Annotated in this window: 21 protein-coding genes and 1 pseudogene; 8 read left to right on the forward strand and 14 right to left on the reverse strand. The window is 42.7% G+C overall.

Annotated elements, in window-relative coordinates:
- The first annotated feature begins 6 nt into the window (after positions 1 to 6).
- The 5 genes from HMPREF1534_RS05910 to HMPREF1534_RS05890 all read left to right on the forward strand — a co-directional run bounded on the left by HMPREF1534_RS05910 (position 7) and on the right by HMPREF1534_RS05890 (position 6,265).
- On the forward strand, positions 7 to 1,926 hold the full coding sequence (locus HMPREF1534_RS05910) for a RagB/SusD family nutrient uptake outer membrane protein (protein WP_005942319.1): 1,920 nt from the start codon (positions 7 to 9) through the stop codon (positions 1,924 to 1,926).
- Positions 1,927 to 1,940: 14 nt separating this feature from the next.
- Positions 1,941 to 2,804: a discoidin domain-containing protein gene (locus tag HMPREF1534_RS05905; RefSeq protein WP_005942321.1), complete on the forward strand. Its 864-nt coding sequence runs from the start codon at positions 1,941 to 1,943 to the stop codon at positions 2,802 to 2,804.
- A gap of 141 nt (positions 2,805 to 2,945) precedes the next feature.
- Positions 2,946 to 4,106, forward strand: coding sequence for an acyltransferase (locus HMPREF1534_RS05900; protein WP_005942323.1), 1,161 nt, complete (start codon positions 2,946 to 2,948; stop codon positions 4,104 to 4,106).
- 397 nt (positions 4,107 to 4,503) lie between these two features.
- Positions 4,504 to 4,980 carry a thioredoxin gene (trxA, locus tag HMPREF1534_RS05895; protein ID WP_005942325.1) on the forward strand — a complete coding sequence of 159 codons (477 nt, stop codon included), beginning with the start codon at positions 4,504 to 4,506 and terminating at the stop codon, positions 4,978 to 4,980.
- A gap of 82 nt (positions 4,981 to 5,062) precedes the next feature.
- Positions 5,063 to 6,265, forward strand: coding sequence for a class I SAM-dependent methyltransferase (locus HMPREF1534_RS05890; protein ID WP_005942327.1), 1,203 nt, complete (start codon positions 5,063 to 5,065; stop codon positions 6,263 to 6,265).
- On the opposite strand, the gene HMPREF1534_RS05885 is transcribed toward HMPREF1534_RS05890, so the two are convergent.
- Positions 6,260 to 6,946 (reverse strand): response regulator transcription factor, encoded by a 687-nt coding sequence (locus tag HMPREF1534_RS05885; protein WP_005942329.1) that lies wholly within the window; start codon positions 6,944 to 6,946, stop codon positions 6,260 to 6,262. The two genes, HMPREF1534_RS05890 and HMPREF1534_RS05885, sit on opposite strands and share 6 nt — an antisense overlap.
- On the reverse strand, positions 6,946 to 8,373 hold the full coding sequence (locus HMPREF1534_RS05880; RefSeq protein WP_005942331.1) for a sensor histidine kinase: 1,428 nt from the start codon (positions 8,371 to 8,373) through the stop codon (positions 6,946 to 6,948). Before HMPREF1534_RS05880 ends, HMPREF1534_RS05885 begins: the two co-directional genes overlap by 1 nt.
- Before the next feature lie 134 nt (positions 8,374 to 8,507).
- Between HMPREF1534_RS05880 and HMPREF1534_RS05875 the strand changes: the two genes are divergently transcribed.
- The gene (locus HMPREF1534_RS05875) at positions 8,508 to 10,583 is read left to right on the forward strand and encodes an outer membrane beta-barrel family protein (protein WP_026231475.1); all 2,076 of its coding nucleotides are present in this window, start codon (positions 8,508 to 8,510) and stop codon (positions 10,581 to 10,583) included.
- Positions 10,584 to 10,691: 108 nt separating this feature from the next.
- Here the strand turns inward: HMPREF1534_RS05875 and HMPREF1534_RS05870 are convergent, their stop codons facing one another.
- From HMPREF1534_RS05870 to HMPREF1534_RS05860, 3 genes are read right to left on the reverse strand one after another with little or no spacing between them, the layout of a single operon-like run.
- The gene (locus HMPREF1534_RS05870) at positions 10,692 to 11,120 is read right to left on the reverse strand and encodes a SufE family protein (RefSeq protein WP_005942339.1); all 429 of its coding nucleotides are present in this window, start codon (positions 11,118 to 11,120) and stop codon (positions 10,692 to 10,694) included.
- A gap of 11 nt (positions 11,121 to 11,131) precedes the next feature.
- Positions 11,132 to 12,136, reverse strand: a complete 1,005-nt coding sequence (locus tag HMPREF1534_RS05865; RefSeq protein WP_005942341.1) for a M20 family metallopeptidase — start codon at positions 12,134 to 12,136, stop codon at positions 11,132 to 11,134.
- Positions 12,137 to 12,182: 46 nt separating this feature from the next.
- A complete protein-coding gene (locus HMPREF1534_RS05860) occupies positions 12,183 to 13,940 on the reverse strand; it encodes a gamma-glutamyl-gamma-aminobutyrate hydrolase family protein (protein ID WP_005942342.1) in 1,758 nt (585 codons plus the stop codon).
- Positions 13,941 to 14,022: 82 nt separating this feature from the next.
- Here HMPREF1534_RS05860 and HMPREF1534_RS05855 point away from each other — a divergent pair, with 82 nt between their 5' ends.
- Together HMPREF1534_RS05855 and buk are read left to right on the forward strand one after the other, a co-directional pair.
- Positions 14,023 to 14,931 carry a phosphate acyltransferase gene (locus HMPREF1534_RS05855; protein ID WP_005942343.1) on the forward strand — a complete coding sequence of 303 codons (909 nt, stop codon included), beginning with the start codon at positions 14,023 to 14,025 and terminating at the stop codon, positions 14,929 to 14,931.
- A 14-nt stretch (positions 14,932 to 14,945) separates the two neighbouring features.
- Positions 14,946 to 16,010 (forward strand): butyrate kinase, encoded by a 1,065-nt coding sequence (gene buk, locus HMPREF1534_RS05850; protein WP_005942344.1) that lies wholly within the window; start codon positions 14,946 to 14,948, stop codon positions 16,008 to 16,010.
- A gap of 817 nt (positions 16,011 to 16,827) precedes the next feature.
- Here buk and HMPREF1534_RS05845 read toward each other — a convergent pair.
- The 9 genes and pseudogenes from HMPREF1534_RS05845 to HMPREF1534_RS05810 all read right to left on the reverse strand — a co-directional run bounded on the left by HMPREF1534_RS05845 (position 16,828) and on the right by HMPREF1534_RS05810 (position 26,021).
- Positions 16,828 to 19,341, reverse strand: coding sequence for a S26 family signal peptidase (locus HMPREF1534_RS05845; protein ID WP_005942345.1), 2,514 nt, complete (start codon positions 19,339 to 19,341; stop codon positions 16,828 to 16,830).
- A 373-nt stretch (positions 19,342 to 19,714) separates the two neighbouring features.
- Positions 19,715 to 21,433, reverse strand: a complete 1,719-nt coding sequence (locus tag HMPREF1534_RS05840) for a hypothetical protein (RefSeq protein WP_258469369.1) — start codon at positions 21,431 to 21,433, stop codon at positions 19,715 to 19,717.
- An 80-nt stretch (positions 21,434 to 21,513) separates the two neighbouring features.
- Positions 21,514 to 21,909, reverse strand: coding sequence for a hypothetical protein (locus HMPREF1534_RS05835; RefSeq protein ID WP_005942347.1), 396 nt, complete (start codon positions 21,907 to 21,909; stop codon positions 21,514 to 21,516).
- Between the two features lie 361 nt (positions 21,910 to 22,270).
- A pseudogene (locus HMPREF1534_RS20435) lies at positions 22,271 to 22,396 on the reverse strand (IS4 family transposase); the annotation flags it as partial.
- 89 nt (positions 22,397 to 22,485) lie between these two features.
- A complete protein-coding gene (locus tag HMPREF1534_RS05830; protein ID WP_018452782.1) occupies positions 22,486 to 23,010 on the reverse strand; it encodes a copper resistance protein NlpE N-terminal domain-containing protein in 525 nt (174 codons plus the stop codon).
- 198 nt (positions 23,011 to 23,208) lie between these two features.
- Positions 23,209 to 23,961, reverse strand: coding sequence for a hypothetical protein (locus HMPREF1534_RS05825; protein ID WP_005942185.1), 753 nt, complete (start codon positions 23,959 to 23,961; stop codon positions 23,209 to 23,211).
- A gap of 35 nt (positions 23,962 to 23,996) precedes the next feature.
- Positions 23,997 to 24,947 carry a relaxase/mobilization nuclease domain-containing protein gene (locus HMPREF1534_RS05820; RefSeq protein WP_005942184.1) on the reverse strand — a complete coding sequence of 317 codons (951 nt, stop codon included), beginning with the start codon at positions 24,945 to 24,947 and terminating at the stop codon, positions 23,997 to 23,999.
- Entirely contained in the window at positions 24,944 to 25,357 is a 414-nt protein-coding gene (locus tag HMPREF1534_RS05815; RefSeq protein WP_005942183.1) for a plasmid mobilization protein, read from the reverse strand. Before HMPREF1534_RS05815 ends, HMPREF1534_RS05820 begins: the two co-directional genes overlap by 4 nt.
- 184 nt (positions 25,358 to 25,541) lie before the next feature.
- The gene (locus tag HMPREF1534_RS05810) at positions 25,542 to 26,021 is read right to left on the reverse strand and encodes a DUF3408 domain-containing protein (RefSeq protein ID WP_005942349.1); all 480 of its coding nucleotides are present in this window, start codon (positions 26,019 to 26,021) and stop codon (positions 25,542 to 25,544) included.
- Positions 26,022 to 26,099: the final 78 nt, after the last annotated feature.

Genomic DNA, 26,099 nt, shown 5'->3' on the forward strand with positions numbered 1-26,099 from the left:
ACAGATATGAAAAAGTTTAATCAAATATTTATTGTAGCGGCTTGTATGCTTTTGGGCATTTTGTCTTCTTGTAGTTACTTGGATGTCGTTCCTGACGAAAAGGCGACAGAAAAAGATGCATTTGAAGATAAGGATGCTGCTAAACGCTTTGTTTATTCGTGCTATGCATATATCCCTAATCCCAGAAGTGGTACAGGTTCATTGGACCTCTTTACCTCCGATGAAGTGGTAACGGCATTTGAGCATGAAACATTTGCTGCTTTCCCTAAAGGTAATTATTCTGCGTCTAATCCGGTTATCTCTTATTGGAATTCTTTGTTTCAAGGTATCAAGCAATGCTATATCTTACTGAACAATATCGATATGGTTCCTGCACTGGAGGCTTCTATTAAGGCAGATTATATTGCCCAGGCCAAGTTCTTGATAGCTTATTATCATTTCTTGCTGGTACGTAACTATGGACCGGTTATTTTGGTTAAGGAGGAACCGTCGCTTACTACTCCTGCTGATCAATATGCGGCACGTTCGCCTTATGATGAATGTGTGGACTATGTTTGTCAGATGTTTGATGAAGCTGCTGCTGAACTTCCCGCAACTCGTATCAATGAGAACTACGGACTGGCTACAAGTGTGGCTGCCAAAGCGTTGAAGGCAAGAATGTTACTGTATGCTGCTTCTCCGTTGTTTAATGGAAACAGCGAATTCTATTCCAGCTTTGTCAATAAAGACGGAACGGCGTTGATGCCTCAAGCATACAGTGCTGAGAAATGGCAGAAGGCTAAGGTGGCTTATGAAGAAGCTATTCGTGCGGCAGAAGGAGCCGGACACAGTCTTTATACCAGTACCGACTATATGTTGGACGGATATGATAATGCAGAACCGGCCGACCCCGTGCAGCACAGATTGCGTTACACCATCATCGAGCCCGCCAACACAGAAGTGATTTGGGCAGATTGCCGTTCAGAAGGTGCCTACAGCGTTCAGAACAAGTCCCTTCCATTCTGTAATGGTTCTGCTTACAATGGTGTGTCTCCTACTCTTGCCATGTTGAAACGTTTTTATACCAAGAACGGACTTCCTGTGGATCAAGACCCTGAGTTCCCGAAAGGTAACAGTATTTATGAAGTGACTGCTTTGGGTGAAGAAAATGCCACTATTGGTGACCCGGAAGCAAAGACTATCCGTTTCAACTTAAATCGTGAGCCTCGTTTTTATTCATGGGTTGCTTTCCAGGGAGGATTTTATGAAATCATGAGTGCGTCAGACGGTAACGGAGCTTATCAGAACGATGAGAGCTATAATAAATACAGTGACTCCGGTCGAGGAAAATTGGTATGTGATTTTGTGATAGGCGGTAATACTTCTCGTCAGCCGGCAGGAAGCAGTTTGCGTACTAATAACTATTCACCTACCGGTTATCTGAATAAAAAGGGAGTAGTTCCCGGTTACAATGTACGTACTTCTTTATACTATCCACCGTTCTATCCATGGCCTGTCATCCGTTTGGCTGAGCTTTATTTGGGGTATGCCGAGGCTTGTGTGGAATGTAATGATTTAAATACAGCAAAAACTTATTTGGACAAAGTGCGTACTCGCGCCGGTATACCTACGGTAGAAACATCATGGAATGGCATTGCTACGTTGGATCAGGCCAAACTGCGTGAGATTGTTCGTCAGGAACGTACCATTGAGTTCTATTTGGAAAATCAGACTTTCTGGGACTTGCGCCGTTGGAAACAGGCAGCAGAATATTTTGGCGTGAAGGCCAAAGGTATGAATATTGCAGGTAAGACTATAGATGAGTTTGCACAAGAAACAGAAGTGTCTTTTGAACGTAAGTTTGAAAGTCCGACTCAATATTTAATGCCTGTTCCTTTGACAGATGTCAACCGTAACATGAATCTGGTTCAAAATCCTGGTTATTAATAAAATAAATAAAGATGAAAAATACATTTAAATATTATGCCGGAATGCTCCTGATTGGAGTTACCTTGGCAAACATCAGTTGCAGCAGTGATGAAGATGGGATTACACCGGCCGAAATCACAAACTTGACAGCAGAAAGTACTTCCGGGCGCATTGTACTTCGTTGGGATACTCCTGAAGATGCCGGTATCCGTTATATTGAAGTGAACTATTACGACCCATTGCAGAAAAAAGATGTTATGCGTACTGCAAGCATTTATGCAGATAGTATTGAAATACCAGATACACGTAAGAAGTTTGGCGAGTATCAGTTCTCGGTACAAACAGTAAGCCCTACAGGTGATAAGAGTGCGGTTCAAACTATCTCAAAGGTTTCGGAGCCGGCATTGCCTACTTTTGTGAGTACACAGATAGCTTTGACTGCTGCTGACTTGAGTACGAATGCGCAGGAGCCGACTGAAGGACCTATTGCTAATCTGCTGGATGGCAATACCGGCACTTTTTTCCATACGGCATGGAGTGTCAATATACCGGCTCCTCATTGGATGCAGGTTAACTTGAAAGAAGAAATAACAGGTTCCTATAAGTTCTATTATGCACCTCGTAATAACGGCAGTAATAAACCGACTGATTTTGATTTGATGGGTAGCACGGATGGTACCAACTGGTTCCTTATCCGTAACTTCACTAAGGATGCAGATGGACTACCGGTTACTTCTACGGGTACATTTACTTCTGAGATTTATGATGCACCGCAACCATTCAGTCAAATCCGAATGGTAGTTAATGCTACTAATACGAGTAGTATTTTCTGGACAATGTCCGAATTTAAATTTTATTCGGTTTCTGTGACGGATCCTGAAGCCGCTGATGAATAGAAGGCTCTCTTCACAACATTAGATAGTAATTTAGGTTATCGAGGGGGGTGTTCGTGAGAACATCCTCCTATTTTTTGCCGTAAAACAACAAAACATCTTCAAAGAAGATATATCTTTGCAACTTAAATAAAATTTTCGTCTATGAATAACACTAGTGTACTATCTGTTGCTAAGAACCGTGTAGTTTGGTTGGATGTTGTCCGTTTTGTGGCCATGTTTACGGTGGTTTGCTGTCATTGCGCAGACCCTTTTAATTTTTATTCGGGTGAGCCTTCTGCCGAGCTTGAACAAATAAAGTTTTGGGGCGCGGCATACGGAGCATTCCTTCGCCCTTGTGTCCCCCTGTTCGTTATGATTACAGGTGCTTTACTGTTGCCGGTACGAGGGGAGACGTCGGTTTTTTACAAGAAAAGGATCAGCCGTGTATTTTGGCCGTTTCTTCTTTGGTCTGTGCTTTATAATCTGTTTCCCTGGATAACCGGTTTGTTGGGATTCAAACCGGAAGTGATTCTCGACTTTTTTCCTTATTCGGGTGAAGAGGCGACTCGTCAGGCTTTGAGTGTCTCGTTGAAGAATATTGCAGAGATTCCGTTGAACTTTTCTCTTTTAGATGTACACATGTGGTATATCTATTTGTTGATAGGGTTATATCTTTATTTACCCATTTTTTCTGCATGGGTGGAGAAAGCATCGGAGAAAGCTCAATTATGGTTTTTGGTCGCTTGGGGGATTACTACTCTGTTACCTTATTATTATGAATATGTTTCGCCTTACTTATGGGGTAGTTGTTCATGGAACTCATTCGGTATGCTTTATTATTTTGCCGGTTTCAACGGATATTTATTGTTAGGACACTACTTGCGCAATAAAGACTGGTCGTTGGGCAGAATCCTGTCTTTCGGTGTTCCTATGTTTTTGGTAGGGTTTGCGGTGACTTTCTTCGGTTTCCGTCATGTAACTTCTTTACCTGAGTATAGTGATGAATTGCTTGAGCTGTTTTTTACTTACAACTCTTTGAATGTAGTGATGATGACGATACCTTTCTTTTTGTTGGCTAAGAAAGTGAATGTGCGCTCGGAGCTTGTTCAGAAGCTATTGGCCAATTTAACGATTTGCGGATTCGGGGTATATATGGTTCATTTCTTCTTTACCGGTCCCGGTGTCCTTTTGATGCGTGCCATCGGGGTGCCTGTTTGTATTCAGATTCCGGCTGCAGCTGTGGTGGCATTTACCGTATCGTGGTTGCTTGTCAACTTGATTCGTAAATTGACAGGTAAGAGCTCTAAATATATAGTAGGGTAAGTCCTTGTCGGATGAAAATTGAGTAAGATTAACTTCTTTCCATCCATCTTTCGGACTTGGTCATCTGTTATTTACTTAAACTATTAATTTATCATCGATATGGAAAGAAGAGAAAAAGCCGGAGTTGGCCCGTAATATTCTGAAGAAAGCAGCTATATTCGGAGTAGACGTACAAAGCCTGTCGGTGCTGGAATGGGCGCAACAATGACCGGAATAGTGAAGGAAAGTTATGAATTTAATATTTTCCTAAGGAAATTTGTTTTATAAGGAACCCAAGAATATTTTTGGAAAGCTTTCCAATACAAATATCTATGGTATAGGATGAGTGTATTAAAAGTGAAGATTATGACGAAAGAGTTTTTAAAGAGGATAAACAAGTAAAGAAGGAGAAATAATTATGAAAAGAATCACGTTGTTTTTATTGGGAATTGTACTGATGTCGACAGTGGCATGCGGAAGAACGAATAGTAATGCTAATTCAGATCGGGTGACGGCGGCAGAAGACTCTAAGGCTAAAGTCATTCACTTGACCAAAGCGGAATTTTTGGAAAAGGTATATAACTTTGAGAAAAATCCCGATGAATGGAAATATGAAGGTGACAAACCTGCGATTGTCGATTTCTATGCTACTTGGTGCGGTCCATGTAAAATGGTAGCTCCTATTTTGGACGAGCTTGCAAAAGAGTATGACGGACAGATTGTTATTTATAAGGTAGACACGGATAAAGAAACGGAATTGGCGCGTGCTTTCGGTATCCGCAGTATTCCTTCCATTCTGTTTATACCGATGAACGGAAAGCCGGAAATGGCACAGGGAGCTCTTCCCAAAGAAGCTTTTAAGAAGGCCATTGATGAGTTGCTATTGAAAAAATAAGTATTTTTGTGCAATAGCTGTTCAAAAGAATAAGATATGGACACATTATGTAAAATCCGTATTATAATAAATAAGGCATAGCATGAATTTATCGGCAGAAACTCTCCATTTCATCGAGGAACATAGGCATGATGATGTTCGAACTCTTGCCTTGCAGGGGAAGAAGTATCCGGGTGTGGATATGGCTTTGGCTGTGACACAAATATCCGGCAGGCAAATTGCAGAGCAGAAGATACCTTCGTGGTATGCATTGTCCGGATTGCTTTATCCCCGGCATTTGTCAATGGAACAGTGCTCGTCCGAGTTGATGGCAAAGTATAAGGCTCATTTGTTGGAGGGAGAGTCTTTTGCCGATTTAACCGGAGGCTTTGGCATAGATTGTGCTTTTATTTCCCGCCGTTTTAAGTATGCCGATTATGTGGAGCGGCAAGATGAATTATGTGCGCTGGCTGCACATAACTTTCCTTTATTGGGACTGGAGCATGTCCGTATCCACAATATGGACGGGGTCGATTACCTGCATAACATGTCTCATGTGGACTGTCTTTTTCTGGACCCGGCACGTAGGGATGGGCATGGAGGCAAGACGGTTGCCATTTCGGACTGTGAACCGGATATTGGCGTATTAGAGTCCTTGCTGGTTGAGAAAGCGGATAAGGTAATGGTAAAACTCTCGCCGATGCTGGACTTGTCTTTGGCTCTGAAAGAGTTGAAAACCGTTAGTGAAGTACATATCGTGTCTGTGGGCAATGAGTGTAAGGAACTACTGCTTGTATTGCAAAAAAGCCCCATTTCATCAGATGTTTTTATTCATTGTGAACTGAGTACACACATAGGAGAGAGTCAGCATTATGTGTTTACTCAGAAACAGGAAAGGCTGTCACCGTGCCCTCTTGCCGGACAAGTGGAAACCTATTTGTATGAACCGAATGCGTCTATCCTGAAAGCCGGAGCTTTTCGTTCTTTGACTCAGGCATATCCGGTAAGAAAGTTGCATGTGAATAGTCATCTATATACCTCTTCCTCTTTTGTGGCTGACTTCCCCGGAAGAAAGTTCAAGGTAGAGTCGGTGACGGGTTTTGGTAAAAAAGAGCTGAAAGCCTTTTTGCAGGATATGGGAAAAGCCAATCTCACCGTGCGAAACTTTCCTTCTTCGGTGGCCGAACTGCGGAAACGCCTGAAGCTGAAAGAGGGTGGGGAAGATTATATCTTTGCTACTACCTTATCGGATGAACAAAAGGTCTTGATAAGAGGCAGAAAAGTGAATTCTTCTCATTCTTTATAAGCCGAGGATAAGTTTGTAGCCTATTCCCCTGACATTCACAATCCTGACTCGGCTGTCTTTTGCCAACTTATGCCTTAGCTTGGTGATGAATACGTGCAGGCTGCGGGAGTTGAAAAAGCTGTCATCACCCCATAGCTCCAGCAGAATGCTTTGACTGCTTACCACTTCATTGCGGTTATTGCATAGCCGTTTCAATATCTCCGATTCACGATGTGATAGTTCCTGAGCTGTTCCCGCAAAGGTGAGCTGTTGGGTAACCGGGTTGAACTGATAGTCTCCTATTTCATAAGAATGACTGACTTCTTTTTCTATGAATGCCTTATGCATCAATGCTTTGAGTCGTACTATCAATTCCTGCATTCCGAAAGGTTTCTTCAAATAGTCGTTTGCCCCCAACTCGAATCCTTCCACTACATCATTGATGGCCGAGCGTGCCGTGAGGAACAGTACAGGGGTCAGTTTGTCTGTCTGCCTGATGCGGCGAACCATCTCGAAACCATCCATGCGGGGCATCATTACATCTGCCACTACGATATCCGGTTTCTGTGCAAAGAAGGTACGTAACCCTTCTTCGCCATCCGAAGCTGTGGTGATAATAAACTCCTGTTCTTCCAATGTGTCTTTGATAATCATTGCAAGTGTCAATTCATCTTCTACCAATAAAACGTGTATCTTTTCCATTATTTGCCGGGTATTTGAAGAATAAATGTACTTCCTTTTCCTATGCTGCTTTCTACGGTGATGCTTCCTTTGTGTTGTTCTGCCATTGTCTTGACATAATAGAGTCCTAATCCGTATCCTTTTACATTATGTAAATTTCCTGTCGGAACCCGATAAAACTTATCAAATAAGTGTTTTTGTTTGTCACCGGGTATGCCGATACCTTTGTCACTCACTTTAACCGTTACATAACCATTACACACCGTTACGGAAATGCAAATATCCGCCTTTTCACCGGAGTATTTCACTGCATTGTCTATCAGGTTGCTTATCATGTTGTAGAGATGGATGCGGTCTGCATATATGGTGGTGTTGTCCATCATTGCCAGGTGGCAATCCATTGGTTTGTCCGCTTTAAGTTGGTGCTGCCTGATAAGTGTTTCCAACATCGGTTTCAAATCTATCTCTTCATAATTGAGCCGGAAGTTCTTACGTTGTTCCATGCTCATGGACAGAATCTGTTCCACCAAGCCACTGAGTTGTTTGAGTTGTGCTTGGATGATTTGCAGATAAGTGTGTCTTTTTTCCGGGTTCTCGGCTCCCTTGAAGTTCAGCATGGCATCATTGGCAGCGTAGGCTACGGCTATCGGGGTCTTGAGCTCATGAGTGATGTTATGAGTGAAATCCTCTTTCATTTCTTCCACACTCTTTTGGCGTAAAATGATTCGGGTGAGATACCAAAAGGAGATTCCCAATATGATAATGATAAAGAAGGAAGTGTAGAGAATACCTTTCATTTGCCGGAATACGAGCATATCTGTCGGTTCCACCCACAAACGGTAGTATCTTTTATTATATAAATCATAATTGTAATAAAAAGAATCGGCTTTCTTGCTTGGAATGAAGCCGGGCGGATAATTCAGACTTCGTACAATGGTCGTGTCCTCGTCGTGCAGCTTCAGTATTTCTATACGGTGGGGCAGGAAGATGATTCCCCGCATAGCGAGTGTGCGATTGAAAAGGCTGTCGAAAGTGGATAGGTTGATTTCGGTAAACAAATCAAGCTGGCTGTGTATGCCGCGTTGAAAATACTTGGTGAGCAACTCCAGTGTTCCGTTTTTATCGACAGTGCTTGACAGAGGTTCATTGATTTCCAGTCCGATTCTGTTAGGGATATGGATTCCATAAGAGTTGCCTGCATGGGTCATGATGCTGTCTACTTCAAAGCTCGATTTGATATACTTATCAATGTTACTGTTTCTTTTTAGTGAGTCGCAACGAGCCATCATTTCGTTGTAGTCACTTACTTGCAGGGTCTCTGCCAGACAGTTATCCATATCTTTTTTCATCGAGCTGTAGAGTCCTGTCAGCCAATATGCCTGATAAGCAAATACGCCTATCAATGACAGGATAATTAATACGGCTATGGCCTTAAACGGTATTTTCATTGTACTGTTTTTCTCATTTATCTACGAAAATAGAGAGAAATCGGTCAACTTCTTCTTTTTGATAACACTAAATAAGACTTTGTAAGCGGATGGTAACATGAAGGAATCGCTTTTCCTGCTTACTTTGTTGCATGATGAAAAACTTACTTACCATTTGCTTTTGTTGGTTTGCTCTTTCGGTATGGGGGCAACAGGATACTACATTCCTTTATATGGACAGTCTGTTCCAGCAACTTCCCGAAGTGCTGGTGCGGGGTGAGAGACCGGTGATTAAAGCTGAAAAGGGCAAACTGATTTATGATGTGCCGCGTATTATCGAAAAACTGTCGGTGACAAATGCTTATGAAGTCTTGAAAGAACTGCCCGGAGTGACCGAGCAAAACGGAACCCTGAGTTTGGGAGGACTGAGGGTTACGGTGGTGGTCAACGGCAAAGTGACCACATTGGATAAGGAGCAGTTGCGTGCCATGCTCGAAGGTACTCCTGTGAGCCGCATTGAGAAAGCAGAAATCATGTATGCCGCCCCTGCCCGTTATCAGGTGCGCGGACCGATGATAAATTTAATATTAAAATCAAACTTAGGGCAACGGTCTTCTTTGAAAGGAGAACTCTTTTCCTCCTACGAACAGTCACGACGCGAACACATCAATGAAAGAGCCACATTGCTTTATACATCAGGCCGCTTTGCGGCGGACTTGATGTATACCTACTCTTTCGGGCATACTAAGAACGAGACAGAAAAGTGGTCGGAACATGAACTGGCCGACGGCCTGCATGAGCTTACCTTGAATACCTTGAGTAGCGGATACGGAGGACGGCATAACATCCGTTTGGGGACGGATTATGATTTTGGGAAAAAGAATGTGTTGAGCATGGTATATACTTCCCAACTCGGTTACGGACAAGACCGTACGTCGATGCACGGAACGGGAAACAGTGATAAGGCAGATGACGGAGACCGTCGGCTTCATAATGTGAAGTTGGATTATCAATCTTCTTTCGGACTTACGGCAGGAATGGATTTTACCTATTTTGATTCTCCCGGTACGACGGTACTGACCGGTGTGATGGAAGAGGAAAAGAAATCATTCTTCTATAAGAGTAATCAACGTATCAACCGCCTGCTCTTTTATCTTAATCAGGAACATGCTTTGAATAACGGGTGGGAGTTGAATTATGGTGCGAAATATAGGACTGCGCATGATAACAGTTACCAGTTTTACTACGATGGCGAGACGGGAGACTTGCTGACAGACAACTCGTTGAAGTCACGCCGGACGGAATATACCTTTAACGGTTATGCGGGCTTCAGTAAAAACTTCGGCAAACGTTTCTCTTTTGACTTTTCACTGGCTGCCGAACTTTATAACTCGCAAACGTGGCATGAATGGATGCTTTATCCCACATTGAATGCCAATTATCGAGCAAAGGACGGACATATGTTTCAGCTGTCTTTCAGCAGTAATCGTTCTTATCCTGACTATTGGAGTACACAGCCCACAGTGCAGTATGTGGATAGTTATACAGAGGTGCATGGCAATCCGGTGCTGAAACCCTCATCCGACTATCTGGCTGTCTTGGCTTATATATTGAAGAGTAAGTATGTTTTTGCTCTTTTCTATGAAGAGAAACCTGACCATTTTGCCCAGTTACCTTATAAATTGCCCGACCGCTTGGCCGAGGTGAACAAGTTCATCAATTATAATTTCCAGCGGCAAATGGGGATACGAATGATGGCTCCTTATAAGATTGGCAAATGGTGGTCGGGCAACGGCATGTTGATAGCGATGCAGAGCCGTGACAAGGCGGATGATTTTTATGATATTCCGTTTGACTGCAAAAAGTGGGTATTCGTCTTTCGGACGAGTAATACGCTCACCCTGTCGAAGCAACCTGATGTGGTAATGAACGTAAGTGCTTTCTTGCAGACCAAAGCGCGTCAGGGAATCTATGATTTAGGCAACTATTGCGATGTGACGACTTCGGTGAAGTGGACATCGCCCGACAAGAAGGCACAGTTGACATTGACCGGCAATGACCTCTTTGACAGCCGTAACCGGATGGATTTAAGAATTGACTATGCCAATCAACATAGTCGTACAAAGTTTAATAAATCCAATCGGAATATAACTCTGTCATTCCTTTATAAATTTGGCGGTTATAAGGAAAAGAAGCGTAAGGAAGTGGATACGAGTCGATTGGGACATTGATACTTTAGGTACGGACAGCGCGGAATAGAAAAAGTCCGCGTTTGTCCGTAAAGTCTGTACCTGAAATAAATGGAGTAAATCCGTCGGTAGTTTACCGTTCAAACGGTTTCAGCCTTCCATTTTTGTTTTGAATGCCAAGGCATACATGCGCATCTGCTTTACCATGGCCAGCAAACCGTTGCTGCGTGTGGGAGACAAATGTTCTTTCAGGCCGATTTTCTCTATAAAGTAGAAATCGCTGTTCAATATTTCGTCGGGAGTGTGTCCTGATACGACTTTAATGAGCAATGCGATGATACCTTTTACTATCAATGCATCGCTTTCTGCCTGGAAAACCACTTTGCCGTCTGTCAGGTCAGCCTGTAACCATACACGGCTTTGGCAACCGTCAATCAGGTTTTGTTCCGTTTTATATTGAGGGTCGAGTGGTTCTTGCTCATTTCCCAAGTCAATCAGTAATTGGTATTTGTCCATCCAATCGTCAAAGTCACTGAATTCCTCGATAACCTCGTCTTGAAGTTCGTTTATTGTTTTCATTGTTTTGAATTTTATTTCTCATTATAAATTACATCCATCACTGTTTGACCGACAGCTTTCAGTGTATTGCGGTCTATATTGTCCATCGTATCGTTTATCGTATGCCAGGTAGAGCCGAAAGAAGAACGTTCGTTATTGGCATCATAATTGATGATGTCCACACACGGGATACGTGCCAGTTGGTGTACATACAAGTGGTCATCGGTTACAGGAATGCCGTCCGCTTTCACAAAATACTTGCCATAGCCCAGCTCATGTGCCTTTTTCCAAATCTTTTTCATTTCGGAACGTGCCGTTTCCGAGGAATAACCCTCATAATAGAAAGTTGCATCTTTACCGCCTACCATATCAAGCAGAATTCCGTAGCGGGCATTATAATTCTGTACGTGGGGAGTGCGTGCCCAGAACTGTGACCCCAGACACCATGTATCCTGTTTGGGTTGTCCTGTATAAAATTCCGGTGTTCCGTAGTCTTCCGCATCAAAGAAGATAATGTCAATGCCCAGTGCCGGTTCTTTCTGTTGAATTTGACGGGCGATTTCCAGCAATACGCCTACACCGCTTGCGCCATCATTTACTCCGAGAATATGCGTGTGGTGATTCTTGGGGTCGGGATCATTGTCGGCATACGGCCGGCTGTCCCAATGCGCACAAAGCATGATGCGTTTTTTGCTTTCGGGTTTATAGGCTCCGATGATATTCCGTGCTTTCAGTATGGTTCCGTCCCAAGCTATGAGGTCTGCACGTTGGTTATAAACCTTGGCTCCAAACTTTTCCAGTTGTTGAGCCAAATACTCTCCGCATTCTTCATGTGCTTTTGTATTCGGCACTCTCGGACCGAAATCCGCTTGTGCCCCGACGTATGCATAAGCACTGTCTGCATTGAATTCGGGTGCTTTGACTACTTCTTTTTCCACTGCATCTATTCGGTCACTTTTCTTATTGCTGTTTCCGCAAGAAATAACGGTCAGTACAAGCATCAGGAACAGGATGGTTAAAATGTTCTTATTCTTCATATATTTCTCTTTTAAATCTTCCACTTTGTCCGGTTGCAAAGTTACATTATTTTCTTTGTACTTCTTCCATTACCCGCAGGAAGTTTCCTCCCCAGATAAGCCGGATACTTTCTTCGCTGTATCTTTCTAACAATAGTTGACGGGTGAAGTTTATCAGTTCCGATGCAGAAGCACAACCGGTGATGCCTCCGTCACCGTCAAAGTCGGTACCGATACCCACATGTTCTATTCCCATGATATTCACCATGTGGTTCAGATGATTGATGGCATCTTTAATGGTTGCATGGCCTTCTTTCCGCAGGAAGCCGTCGTATAACGTTACTTGGGCTACTCCTCCTTTGGCGGCAAGAGCCTTCAGTTGGGCGTCTGTCAGGTTACGCGGATGGTCGCACAATGCACGTGCGGAAGAATGCGAGGCAACAATCGGCTTCGTGCTGATTTCCAACGCATCATAAAAACTTTTTTCTCCGGCATGCGAGATATCTACCATCATGCCTACACGGTTCATTTCTTTAATTACGTCTTCTCCGAAAGCACTGACTCCCAGTCCTTCGGCATTATCACGTGCCGAACCGCAAATGTCATTATTCCCGTTGTGGCAGAGTGTCATATACACCACTCCGCGTTTTCGGAAACGCTCCACATTACTTATATCCTTGCCAATGGCATAACCATTCTCTATTCCCAGCATAATGGCTTTCTTCCCTTCCATTTTCAGCCGCCATAAATCGTTTGGCGTATAAGCCAAATCAACGGCCGTACAGTTCTTGGCAACCATTTCTTCTATTTCGTTCAGAATGCGGTCGGCTTTTGCAGTAGCAGCCGGCAATGCCTCGTCGGTACGTTCCGATTGTTTCAGGTAGGCTACCATGATTGTGGCATCCAGTCTGCCTTCCGTCATCTTATGTAAGTCCACCAATATCTTTTTGTCGCGGGAAGCAAAGTCAATGCCCCGGTCGAAAAACATCGGCGTATCGCAATGCGAATCCAGCGTAATCATACGGCTGTGCAGACGTTTTGCTTCCTGAAAAGAAGCAGCTTCTTTTATCAGCCAGTGGAAGAGTGGCATCATGCATTCGTCACCCCGTAAGATGAAACATTCGGGATGCCATTGAACTCCCAGCATTGATTTATATTCGGTGGATTCCATCGCTTCTATCACTCCGTCCGCAGCCCGGGCACACACGCGGAAACCCGGTGCAACTTCTTTTACAGCCTGATGGTGGAAAGAATTTACCGGCAGGACATCTTTTTCAAACAGACGATGTAGCAATGAATCTTTTTCTATCCGAACCGAATGTGATGCATAACTTCTTTCCAGGTCCTGGTCGTGCTTTATGCGCGTTCCTTCCATTTGTGAGTGGATATCCTGATACAAGCTGCCTCCGAGGGCGGCATTCATCATCTGTATGCCCCGGCAGATACCCAGTATCGGGATTTGTCTGTCGGCAGCCAGCTTTGTCAATAAGAGTTCCTGCCTGTCACGGTGTGGGTTGATGCTGTGGAGTTCCTTTACCGGTTCTTCATCCATGAAAAGAGGATTGATATCCGCACCTCCCGTCAGCAGGATTCCGTCCAGCGATTCGAGTGCATTTATCAAACTGTCAGTGTCATCGAATGAAGGGAGAATGAATGGCACTCCGCCTGCTTTCAGAATGGAAGTAAAGTAACCTTCTGCCAAGGTGCATTCCCCATCCCTGAAGTTTCCGGTCAGTCCGATAACCGGTGCTTTTTTGTAACAGGGGAATGTGCGGTGTATATCATCGTACGCTGCTGAAATGTCAAATGTTTGAAAGGTTTTCATAAGTTAAATTATTCATAGAAACTAAGCAAAGATAGGGATAAATCCAGATTTATTTTTCATATTTGCTAAAAATCTAATGATTATGGAACCTATACAGGACTTTGCCCGATTAATCAGCCGTCTGCGTGCGCAAAAGGAGCGTAAACGAGTTGCAGTGGTTTGCCCTAACGACCCGCATACGGAGTATGTCATTACCCGTAGCTTGCACGAAGGGTTTGCCGATTTCCTGTTGGTGGCTGATACTCCCCATTTATTGAATGCCGAATATATCCGGTTGCAGTACCCGGAGCATGTAAAAGTGTATGAGGCGACAAGTCCCGACAAAGCTGCTCAAGAAGGAGTGGCATTGGTCAGAGAAGGACATGCCGATGTGTTGATGAAAGGAATAATCAACACCGATAACCTGCTGCGTGCGGTTCTTAATAAGGAACATGGTTTGCTTCCTCAGGGAAATGTATTGAGCCATATAACAGTGGCTCAGATACCTACTTATAATAAATTATTGTTTTTCTCGGATGCGGCAGTAATCCCCCGACCTACATTGGCTCAGTTTGAGGCTATGCTGAAATACGATTTGGAAGTTTGTCGCCGTTTGGGTATTTCCGAACCTCGGGTGGCACTTATTCATTGCACCGAGAAGATAAATGAAAAGTTTCCCCATACCCTTGACTATGCTGTTTTAAAGGAACGTGCCGCATCCGGTGCTTACGGCTCCATGTTCCTGGACGGGCCGATGGATGTAAAGACGGCTTGCGATGCTCATAGTGGTGAGGTGAAAGGCATAAGTTCGCCTGTAGTGGGGCATGCTGACCTGTTGATATTTCCCAATATCGAATCAGGCAATACATTTTATAAAACAGTATCCTTATTCGGCGATGCTAATATGGCAGGTATGCTGCGCGGAACCATAGCTCCGGTTGTTGTCCCTTCACGTGCCGATTCGGGAAACTCGAAATATTATAGTTTAGCATTGGCTTGCGTGGCCGGATAAAACCTTAAAGTTATATGAAGATATTTGTCATTAACCCGGGCTCTACTTCCACGAAGTTGGCTCTTTTTGAAAATGAAAAAGTAATATGGGCGGCAGGTGCTCACCATTCCTCAGAAGACTTGCAACATTTTCATCATGTGAATGAGCAATATGAGTATCGCAGGGATTTTATATTCCGATTGTTGGCCGAGGCCGGTATTCCTATTGAGTTTGACGCTGTGATTGCGCGGGGCGGCTTGTTGAAACCGACTCCGGGGGGAGTGTATGCCATTAACGAACAGATGAAATATGATTTGCTTCACGCACGTATGGAGCATGCTTGTAATTTGGGGGCTTTAATTGCCGATGAAATGGCAAAAAAATGCGGTTGCCCCGCTTATATTGCCGACCCGGAAGTGGTGGATGAGTTGCAGCCGGCAGCGCGTTATACCGGTATCCCCGAGATAGAACGTATTTCTATTTTCCATGCATTAAACAGTAAGGCGGTTTCCCGTAAATATGCCGCTTCCATCGGAAAGCATTATGAAGAATTGAATTTGATTGTGGTTCACCTGGGAGGTGGCATCTCGGTCGGAGCACACTGTCAGGGCAGGGTAATTGATGTAAACAATGCGTTGAACGGTGAAGGCCCTTTCAGCCCGGAGCGTGCCGGCACTATTCCTGCCGATCAGTTTGCCGAACTGTGTTTCAGCGGGAAATATACCTTGCGTCAGGTGAAGAAGATGTTGAACGGTAAGGGTGGTTTGATAGCCCATCTCGGGACAAACGATGTTGCTTCTATTGCCCATAAAGCCGAAGCAGGCGAGGAGCCCTATAAAGGAGTGCTGGATGCCATGCTTTATACGGTTGCCAAACAGGTCGGGGCGATGTATGTTTCGCTTCGCGGGAAAGTGGATGCCATTATTCTGACAGGAGGAATAGCCCATAGCGATTATTGTGTAGGTGCTCTTCGTGAACAGATAGACTATCTGGCTCCTGTTGTACTGATTCCCGGGGAGGATGAAATGGGTTCGCTGGCATTCAATGCTTTGGGGGCATTGAAAGGGGAGCTGCCTTTGCAGGTGTATCACCCGCAATAATACATTCTTTTCAGCTTTCCTCCATACTTTTCAGTTCCCATCCGCAGAATGGGGATGTATCAAAACTTCCTTTTTATAGAAATGGGGAGTGTGTCAAAACGTGGATAATGCTGTCGTTTAATCTGTAGGGGCGAGGTTCGCTCGCCCGAAAACAGTTTGCTTTGTGTCTTCGGGCAGGCAAATCCTGCCCCTACAGTTGACGATGGGATAGGTCTTTGAGTTTCGACATACCCTCATGGAGGTGAGTCTCTATACAGTGTTGCTGCGCTTTGTTTCCTCCGGCATGCCTCGGATTTGTCCGGCGGTGTCTTCCCATTGTTCTGCCGGTGGGGGGCATTTCTCTTTCGGCAGTTCTGTTCGAGTAACAAGGGGCAGTCATTGTTTTTGTGGATTTAACACCTCAAGCAAACACCTGTCCCTCGGTGTTGTTTCTTCCGGTTTTCAACCCCTGCATGCGTTTTTGAGCTTCCTAAGTCGTTTCATTAGCCGGACCAAGCGTTTTCGTCCTTTCGGTTATGCCCGTCTGTCAGTTGAATTACTACAGTCTCCGGCAGCGGACTGTATGATTCATTGCAGTGGACCGTACAGTCTGCTACAGTGGACTGTACAGTCCATTGCCGCAGACTGTAATAATCTTCTGTTCAAAAGGCCTTGGCTGATCCTAAGAAACCGCTTATTCTTCCCTTTGTTTGTGATGTGATATTTAAATCCTTAAAAGAACAATGTGCCCCTCCAAAAAAAGGCTGTAATGCTTGGTGCACTACAGCCTCTTTATTTAGTCTGAACCCGTTCTGAGGGTCGTCAGATGCGATTGTTATTAGTTATACTGATAGTCGATAGTGGATGTTGTTACTACGCCATTCTTATCAGTGAAGGTAACTACCAATGTACCCTTTTCACCGCTCCTCATATCGGTAATACTTACACCCTTTGCATCTTTGCCGGCTACTGTTCCTGTCGGATCAACAACAGTTCCTTTGGAAGCATCAGTGTTCTTGTATTCTACTTTTACTTCAGTAGCATCGCTTGGATCGCTTGTAGTCAGTTTGATACCATCAATAGCCATATCAGTACCTGCTACAGCAATTTCTTTACCATTGAATACCAATGCCAAACCTGTTCTCTTATCAGCAGCGCCTGTCAACGGTGCGATATAGTTGTCAGCTCCTACTGTGGCAATACTTTGAGCAGCACCTGCTTTGTAGTAAACGATTTTAGCATCTTCAAAGATACTCTTGACGGTTACGGTAAAGTCTTTAGATACTGTCAAGTCTGTTGCTAATTCGATGGAAGCGGTTGCAGCAAGCGTGTTATACTTAACCTTCTTTTCAACTATCAGTCCACCGGCATTTTCAATTTCACCATTGTTTACAGTAAGTTCTGTTACTTTACCGGCATCAGTAGTGTATGTAGCAACATATTCGATGTTGTCAATAGCAAGACCTTTCACGCCATCTTTTACTGTGTATGCTTTAGCCAAAGAAAGAGTTGCATTGGTACTCCATCCCATACGTGCAGTAAGAGTAGTACCTGCTTCATTCCACAAAGCATTGGTGTTAACTACTGCCAATTCATCGAATGAAGGCAATGTGATAGTGTAGTTTGCACTTACTTTCTTGATTTCATTACCGGCAGCGGCAGCATCAGACAAAGTGATAGTCAACTTGGTTGCACCTGCTTTGGGAGCAGTTGCAATTTCGTCTTCTGCAATCTTGGCATACTTGATAGTCTTGATGGTTGCAGCAGAAGACAAGTCTGTTACTTGTTTCTTGCATGCAGCATCTGTGTAATATGTTACATTAGATTCTGTGATATCTTTTTTAAAGAAGTTACCGTCAGTAGCCCAAGTAATGTTGCCCTGAACTTTGTCAGCCTGTTCGTCTGTCAATCCGGTAAATGTATTACCCAAGTCGATAACGAAGTTCTTTTCGGGCATCAACTTATAAGTCTGGTCTGCAATCGGTTCGTCTTCTACTGTAGCAGCCACGAAGGTAACCTTGATATATTGCTTGGTTTCAGTACCTTTTACGTCCAGGATATGCACAATGAAAGGTATTTCTTGCTTGGCAGCTTTGTCAGCAGCTGTAATCTTCATACCGTTTACTGTTACACCATATCTGCCGGCTTTGTCGATGTCACCGATTTCAAGATATGCATCATAAACTTTGTGGGCGTCTGCATTGCTTGCGTCTTTGTCTTCAATGATGATTTCGTTAGTACCTAATTTGAAGTCGCTGATAGTAAGGGCAGTTCCGCCTGCAGTCTTTGCAGCATCTGTTCCTTCTACTCCTCCCACTTTAATCTTTGTTGCTGCAAGGGCAGTTGCTTCAGGGTCTTCATCGGTATCGATAATAAATTCATAGCCTGTTACCAAGTCGCCGTTTACAGACAATGCATATTTCACGTTCTTAGCCTGGCTTTCAACTTCTGTTGCAAAAGCAGTAGCGATATTGTCGGCTGTTACCGTTTCATCCATTGTGATGGCTACTGTCCAGTTGCCATTGGCTGATGCAGCTCTATCACCTTTGTCATAGATAAGATCATTGTTTGCTGTTGCAGTGACAGTTACAGGAGCTACAGAACCGTCAGAAGCAACCAGTTTCAATGTCTGTGCACCCAAGTTGTAGCTTGAAGGAACTACCGTAACTTCTCCTTCTGTATAGCGTCCCAACAAAAGTTGTCCTTTGGCAATGTTTCCTTTAGCACCTTTCCAGGTGATTGCTTTGTCTGCTTTTCCCCAAGCAATACCATCGGGAGCAGTAGAGGGAGTAACTGTGTTCTTTGCAGTAAATTTTGCTACATTGGCAGTTACGTTCATCATTCCCGAAGTTGCTTTCGGCAATTTGATAGTCTTCATTTCACCGTTGGCATCGGGCAATGTGATGGTGTACATACCGTCAGCATCATTTTCCAGGATGGCATATTTTCCAACCTTGATGCCTGTTGCCTTGCCGTTCACATACAGTTCGTTGTCTTTCACTTCTACAGTATCACCCAACTGACCGATTACTTTTCCGTCTACTTTCAGGTCTTTACCGTCAACTGTCACCACTGTTTTTTCCACACTGGGAGCCGTTGTTTTGATGGTATAAGTATGAGAGCCTGTACCGTCTACCACAGTCAATACACCTGTCTTTTCGTCGAAAGTCACACTGGATACACCCTTGTCGCCAATCTTTGACTCCAATTCAGACAGTGTGGTTTCAATCTTGTCAATCTTGCCGTTGATTTCGTCGATATCATCGTCGTAATCCTTACAAGACACAAATGTTCCTGTCGAGGTAACCATCAAGGCTCCGAACAGGATTGCACTTAAAAACTTTTTGTTCATAATAGTAACTCGCTCTAAATTGGACTTTGATTGAAAATCAAGAAGTTGGGCGTTTGCCTATATTATATAGGTAACAATATGGAAACGAGCGACCTTCTGCTCGTTTCTGTATTTTGCAATATCCAAAGAACGCCTAAATTTGGGACAAAGATACGATATTTTTCTTAATATCCCATAATTTACAAGAAGAGAAATATAGAAATTAGGACTTTTTTACATGAAATCTCAAATTTGTAAACATAACCCCATCATAAAAAAATGATATCATAATCCTGTGATGTGAATCGAAAATAATAAAGCTGCATCAAGACTTGTTTAGGTCGAGATACAGCTTTATTGATAATTTTAGGTGTTATCAGAACTATAATGACGCTTAGATTTCCAACATCCTTATTATGTACTTACCATCTTCTTTCTTGACAAACATAAATGGGTTGAAATGCTTTTCTTGCGCATTTATTCCATATCCTAAACATTTGTATTCTGTAGGAGCAACAGACGGAAGTGGATATTCCTTGGTCTTCCCATTTTTTCTATTTACGATGACAAAGGAATATCTGTCCTTTTGGAAGTTGTCTGTCCTTGGCATACCATGCTTTAAAAGACAATAGATGTTCCTTTTATCCATTTTTACAGTTGTGATGCACTTTGTGAAGTAAGAACTATACAGATTTCCATATTCATGCGTATAAAATTTTGTGGAGTCTGGTGCAATCATAGGAACTGTATCTGTGTCAAACACCATATAAACCTTATATTTGTCAAGATGAAGGCTATCTGTCACATACAGTTTTCCTGTGTAACCATTTCCATACAAGAAAGTTTTTCCTTCATGTGCGAATACATTATTAAGATAATAATAGCCTGTTCTGCTATTTTCTTGAATACGCTCTAATTTGCCGTAATGTCCATCACACTTTCCGTCATTGATACGAAAAGAAGCTATTATTGGATTGAAGGTCTTATAAAAGCTGCCATTAAAAGGGTCTAAATCTTTCTGTCCTACAATATCCTCTTTCTCAAATCCATCCATAGGCCATGTCAACTTTTCGCTTCCTGTCCATAATTTGTTATTGAACAAGTCGAACACAAAGTGAAGATAGAAATACTTGGAATGTTCCAAATCGAAATCTGGTGAAATCATCTTGCCTGACGTATAATTGTTGATGTCTCGTATCAAGACAGCAGGGGCATTGTAAAAGCTAAAGTTCCATTCGTTGCCTACTTTTTCTCGAAGAATCTTTGGCAGGGAATAGGAAATTCCGATATGAGAAGAGTCCAACATATTTGCAGACAATGCTATGTAAAAGACTTGTCCTTGTTTTACTAAGTTTCTGAAATCCTTATCTGGCACGGAAACAAATTTCTTTTTCTCCGCTTCGTCTGCTTGGAAGAGTCGCTTGAATTTAAACAAACCATTTTCTTTATTAAACAGCATTATACCATTGTTCAGCATGTCGTTAAAAAAAAGGTGTCCATTCTCTATTTTGGGAATATCATATATTGATGATATTTCTACTCCATCTTTCGTGTTGACCTCGATGTCCGTTTGTTTCCATTTTGGCATAGGAACATTTATCACCGCAATCTGGTCTGCCACCTCTTTATATGAGTCTTTCTTATCCAATTCATACATGTGAGGAGCAATTCTCTTTTTACAAAGTACCAACTGCTTCACAAACTCTGCCCCTAAGACCGTATATTGTCCACCTGTGACGAACACGCCTTCTTTTGGAACTAATTTGAGTATATACAATCCGTACATTCCTTCAGAGTTGAAACTGAAGATGTTGCTATAAACTGATTTCGTATCATAAATGTAATAATCAGCCTTATAGTTGTTTTTAGAATTATACCAACTTGCTGTTTTAGAATCCCCATATGCAGTTATTAGTAATAACTTGTTGTTCGGATTATTGCGTTTCAGTTTATCATAAAATGCAGGAATTGCAGCTTCACATCTAAAACATTCAGCAGGACTATAAAGAATTGCAAAAATTGTATCTTCCTTAATGTTTGCTGAATGCAAATAATCAGACAGAAGCCCTTCAGTGTTAGGCTTCTGTCTGATTTGCAAGTCGTTCTGCTCCATTTCATTTATATAATCACGCCCCTGTGCAAATATGGTCGTGCAAAACATAAAGAAAAGGAGTGCTAAAATTTGCCTTATTTTCATTCTGCCACATTTGCCTTGAACGTTCCACCCAATTTCATTGTTTCAAGCTTAATATTTGCCTTTGTTTCTGACACGGAAGATGGAGCAAAGAAATTGTTTGTAAATAATGTGTTACCATCAGCATCCTTTACCTGCTGCATCACCAAAGTTTGGTCTTCAAATGACACCAAACTTGACTCTATGGTTCCGCACTTTCTGATAGTTGCTCCCTTGCAAGGATTGTTTGCGTTAGTTGAAGCCTTTGAACCATAGAAAGTAGATACAATCTTGTCTGGTGTAGATGTGCTAAGATCATCATCTGATACTGCTGAAGCCTTAATCTCATTTAAGTTTCCTGCAAATGCAGTACCACACACAATAGCGGCAATCATGCCCATGAAAAACTTCTTCATTTTTTTACTCCTTATGCAACCTCTACAATAATAGCACAGCTTGGTCGAGGTTTATTAAAGCCAAGTCATGTAAGTTTACAGGTGCAAAAGTAATAAAAAAAACTATTTCATCAAAATGTATTAATCAAAATGTTTTTGTTAATCAATGCAATGTGTTAATTTGACACATATAAAGCGTTATTTTTAACAAAGTGAAATATAACCAACATAATAAACGGTTTGTACTTACAAATTCGTATTTTGTATAACAAACATATACAAAACCATATAATAAGAGGTATGCATATTATATATATATGTCTAACCCTTATTATATAATTTAAGACATTAGTGTCCAATATAAATTGGACACGTTAATTAATTAATCAAATAGTCCCTTAAAGAGGGAATAATCGAGTTCTTTGACATCGTTGAAAATAGTCTTATCAAATAGATCTCTTAGGTGGGTTTTGTCCGTCAATGAAATGCTTAGAATCTGCAAAACTTCATTTAATTACTAAATCTGCTCGCAAAAATATAACAAATCCTTGATAAAAATATATTTTATGCAAGATTTTTCTAAGGAAAAGCTAATTTTTAACACAATAATACGATATAAGTTATGTATATGTAACTATATTCTGATATTAATTCAAAAATGAAGTCCATTTTATTTTTCAAGATATATAATTTAGAGTCTCTTGCTTTTGGCTCATTCCCAAACGAATCTATCAGAATAATACCGCTGTCATTCTTCACCTTATAAAATATGTTGTCACCACTTGGCGGATGTTCAAGCATCAAAATACTGCCGTCAATTACTTTGAAGATGCCATTCAACACTTCACAACTATCCGATTCGTTCGCAGATTTCCGCTTCAAACGATAGGTGCCATCTGCATTTAGCGTGAGTATTGTTTCAACATTAGGAGGCAATACACCGCAATATGTTCCTGCAATGGAATCCAAGTCAACACTGTTTTCTAAGACTGCCGTATATTCTTCGACTTTAACAGGATCAATATCGGCATCATTTTGTTTCGTATTACATAAGATATAAGATGCAACAAGTGAGATAACCAAAACTGCTATAATTATCAATTTCCTCTTCATAGCTACCATAAAAGAAAAAGTGTCCGCAATGTCAAGCAAGTGGCATCACGGACACGAATGAATAGTTGAGAGTTTAATGAAAGTTAGTATGCTGAAACATTATTGATGCACGGACAAGCTCTTGCGCTGTCGTAGACAATGCGAATGCCGTTGGTCTTAATCTTGTCGAAACGAAGGATGCGCTTGTACCAAGATGGTCGTTGTCTATTATTTCTGATTAATTTTCTTTTTAATTTCATTCGCCTCTTTAAATAGGCTATTAGCAATGCTATCTTTAATTGCTGCTATTTCTATCATTTCATAATGGTGGCGGACAGAATCCTCATAAGCAGTAACACGATTTCTCACATTCTCAATAACTTCTTTATTTGGGCATACAGAAAAGTTCTTTTCGATGTATCGAACATTGGGGTCATCGGATGGAAGCACCATCTTCAAAGCCCGATACTTCAAATCTGCCTCCTCCCAATCTTGATGCTCTCGCCATTGGGTGAGATTGCCCCAAATGGAGAGAACAAGAGATAGAGCCAAGCCACCAATGAAAAGAAGAACAGACTTTGAAGTTGGCTCGAAGCGATGAGTCACTACTTTCTTCAGAGGTGTGTTATCCATTGCGTGAAGTTTGTCCTGCACAATTTTTGATGTGGCATTCAGCTCTTGTTTCACCTGATTAACAGTATCAAACAAGAGTTTACTTCGCTGTTCATCTTTGCTTGCTTCTTTTTTGGTAAGGTCGGTAAAAATGCAGATAGCTTCTCTTAATCTTACCAATTTGTCAATAGCTTCCCCTTCTTTTACAGCCATAGCAAGAATAGCTTTTTCAAGTTTGCTTGTATCAACACTTACAGAGACCGGAGTGCTTTCCGCCTCTGTATTCTTTGGTGAGGCAGAAAGTTCATCGACTTTTTGCTCCAATCTCTCAACTGTGCCGTAGATGGCTTCTAACATTTCTTCTTTCATCTTTCTTATGTTGTTTGAATGGTTTGTAACTTGCATCAAAGGCTAAAGCCTCTTCTGCGTTTCTTCTTTTTCTTCTTGACTGATTCATCCTCTGGGAATGGCTCAAAGGTCTGAGCATTGGCTGGAGCAAAAAGTCCAATGGAAGAAATACCGTCCCAAGGGTCTTGGCAGCTCTCCGACATGAATGGCACCTGCTCATTCTTGCGACAGCCTTGCTCATATTGCTGAGTAGAATTGGCTCTTGCTGATAAATGGTTCTCCGTTCCCTCAAACATTGTATCCAACTTGCCAAAGCTGTATTCTCTGCTAATCTGCGTACCATTGAAACTATATCCGTCCTTACTGAATCGGATGCCTTGCACCTTGGTTCGCTCCTTGTCCTTATAGACAAGCTCCAAGTGGACACCTCGTTTTGCAAGTTCATTCTTGAACTTCTGCCAGCTATCTGCAACTTTTAAGGCATCTTTGACTGCATTGTGAATCTCGTATTTTGCACGCTCCGCATTGCGCAATTTGCGAGTGTTAGTATTGCTCTTGTCCGTTCCGTAGGTAAATCCATACTTGGATTTAAGAGCCTTGGTCACTTGCTCATTACGCCTGTAATCATTCCTGTCTGATATGAGCTTGCCCTCGTTATTGATGCGGTTATACACGATATGACAATGTGGATTGTCGGTGTTGTGATGCCTTACGATGATGAATTGAGTATCTTTTATCCCCATCATCTGCATGTATTCAAGGGCTATCTTAGCCATGAATTCATCCGTCAAACGTGGCTTGTCCTCGGGTTTGAAACTTAGTGCAATGTGTCCCACAGGCTTCTTAATCCTTGGATTTAGCTGTCTTTGCAGCTCAAAACTTTGTACTATCTCGGTATTCGTGCCGAGTAACACTCCATCGGATGCAAGGATTTTCGCCTCGTCCTTGCCTGTAACATAGCGGATGCAACCAGCAAATGAGCTGCCCTTCTTTAGCTTGCCTATCATGTGGCATCCTCCTTTCTGCCTATTCCGCATGGCTTCGATTTTGGACTTGCTTGGCGATACTCGCCAAGGATTTCTTTTAATCTTCTCAACAAGTCCACCACATATACATGGGTTTCATGGAAACCTCTCTGATGCGACAGCTTGGCAAGTTGGTTGAGGTTGTTCGCCATGCCAATGAGATTCTTGGCGATGGCTACCGTCTCTGCATTGTGTCCGCTCACCACCTCGCCGTTCAAGGCGGACTCTCGGATATACTCCGCCAACTTGCGGTTGGCTTTTCTCGCCCTCAGTCTCAATGCCTCGTAGCTTGGCTTCGAGAACTTCACCGTGACAGACTTCGACAGCTTGCGAACCCTGCCCGTGGGCGGTCTTCCGCCCTTTCTCTTGTCTTGTTCCTGTACGTTTGTCATTCGATACACTGTTTATAGTTTGTACACTCACTTTCTGCGACCGTTGGGAGCAAAAAATCTCCGCCCTCATGGTGGAGCGAGGCGTTTTGGGGTTCCCAAAACATAACCTCGCTCCCTCTCAGAACACGTTAGTTGGAACTACTGCCTTTCTGCTATCCACGCCCAAGGTCGCAGACCTTAATTCTCACAATTTGCGCCAAGCCTCGAAGTCCTCTTCATAAAGGCTTAGGTGGTGGCGCACGATGTTCTCGATGATGCCCGATACGCTCATGCGCCTCCCTCCGAGGATGCGGACGACACGATCAAGACGGTCTCGTACATCGGAACTGACAAAGACTGGCTTGCGGTCGTCAATCCTTGGAACTTGGAGGAAGGTCTGCTGATACTCCTCTAATGTCGCCTTGCGCTGCTTGCCACTGATGCGCTTCTGCGGATTCGGTGGCGATTGAACCTCGTTCGTAAGCTCGTCCTCCATGTTGGAGGTTGTTACAGCCACATTCTCTGTCACAACTTCTAAATCGGAGTTCTCCACCTCTTCAAAGAAAGAGCTATGTTTTTGGGCATAGTCTTTACCATAAGTGGATGGGTGAAGCGAAGCCATCACCTCCTGTGTCATTTTCTCCTGCTGTTCAGGAAACATTTTCGTTTCTTTTGTTCTTGCCATAGCTTATGCTGTTTTATTTGTTAGTATAGTGGTCACGGTTTGCACCATTGACCGATTGTCGGGTGCAAAGTAAGTGTA

The sequence above is a fragment of the Phocaeicola massiliensis B84634 = Timone 84634 = DSM 17679 = JCM 13223 genome (assembly GCF_000382445.1).
In the GTDB taxonomy this organism is placed as follows: domain Bacteria; phylum Bacteroidota; class Bacteroidia; order Bacteroidales; family Bacteroidaceae; genus Phocaeicola; species Phocaeicola massiliensis.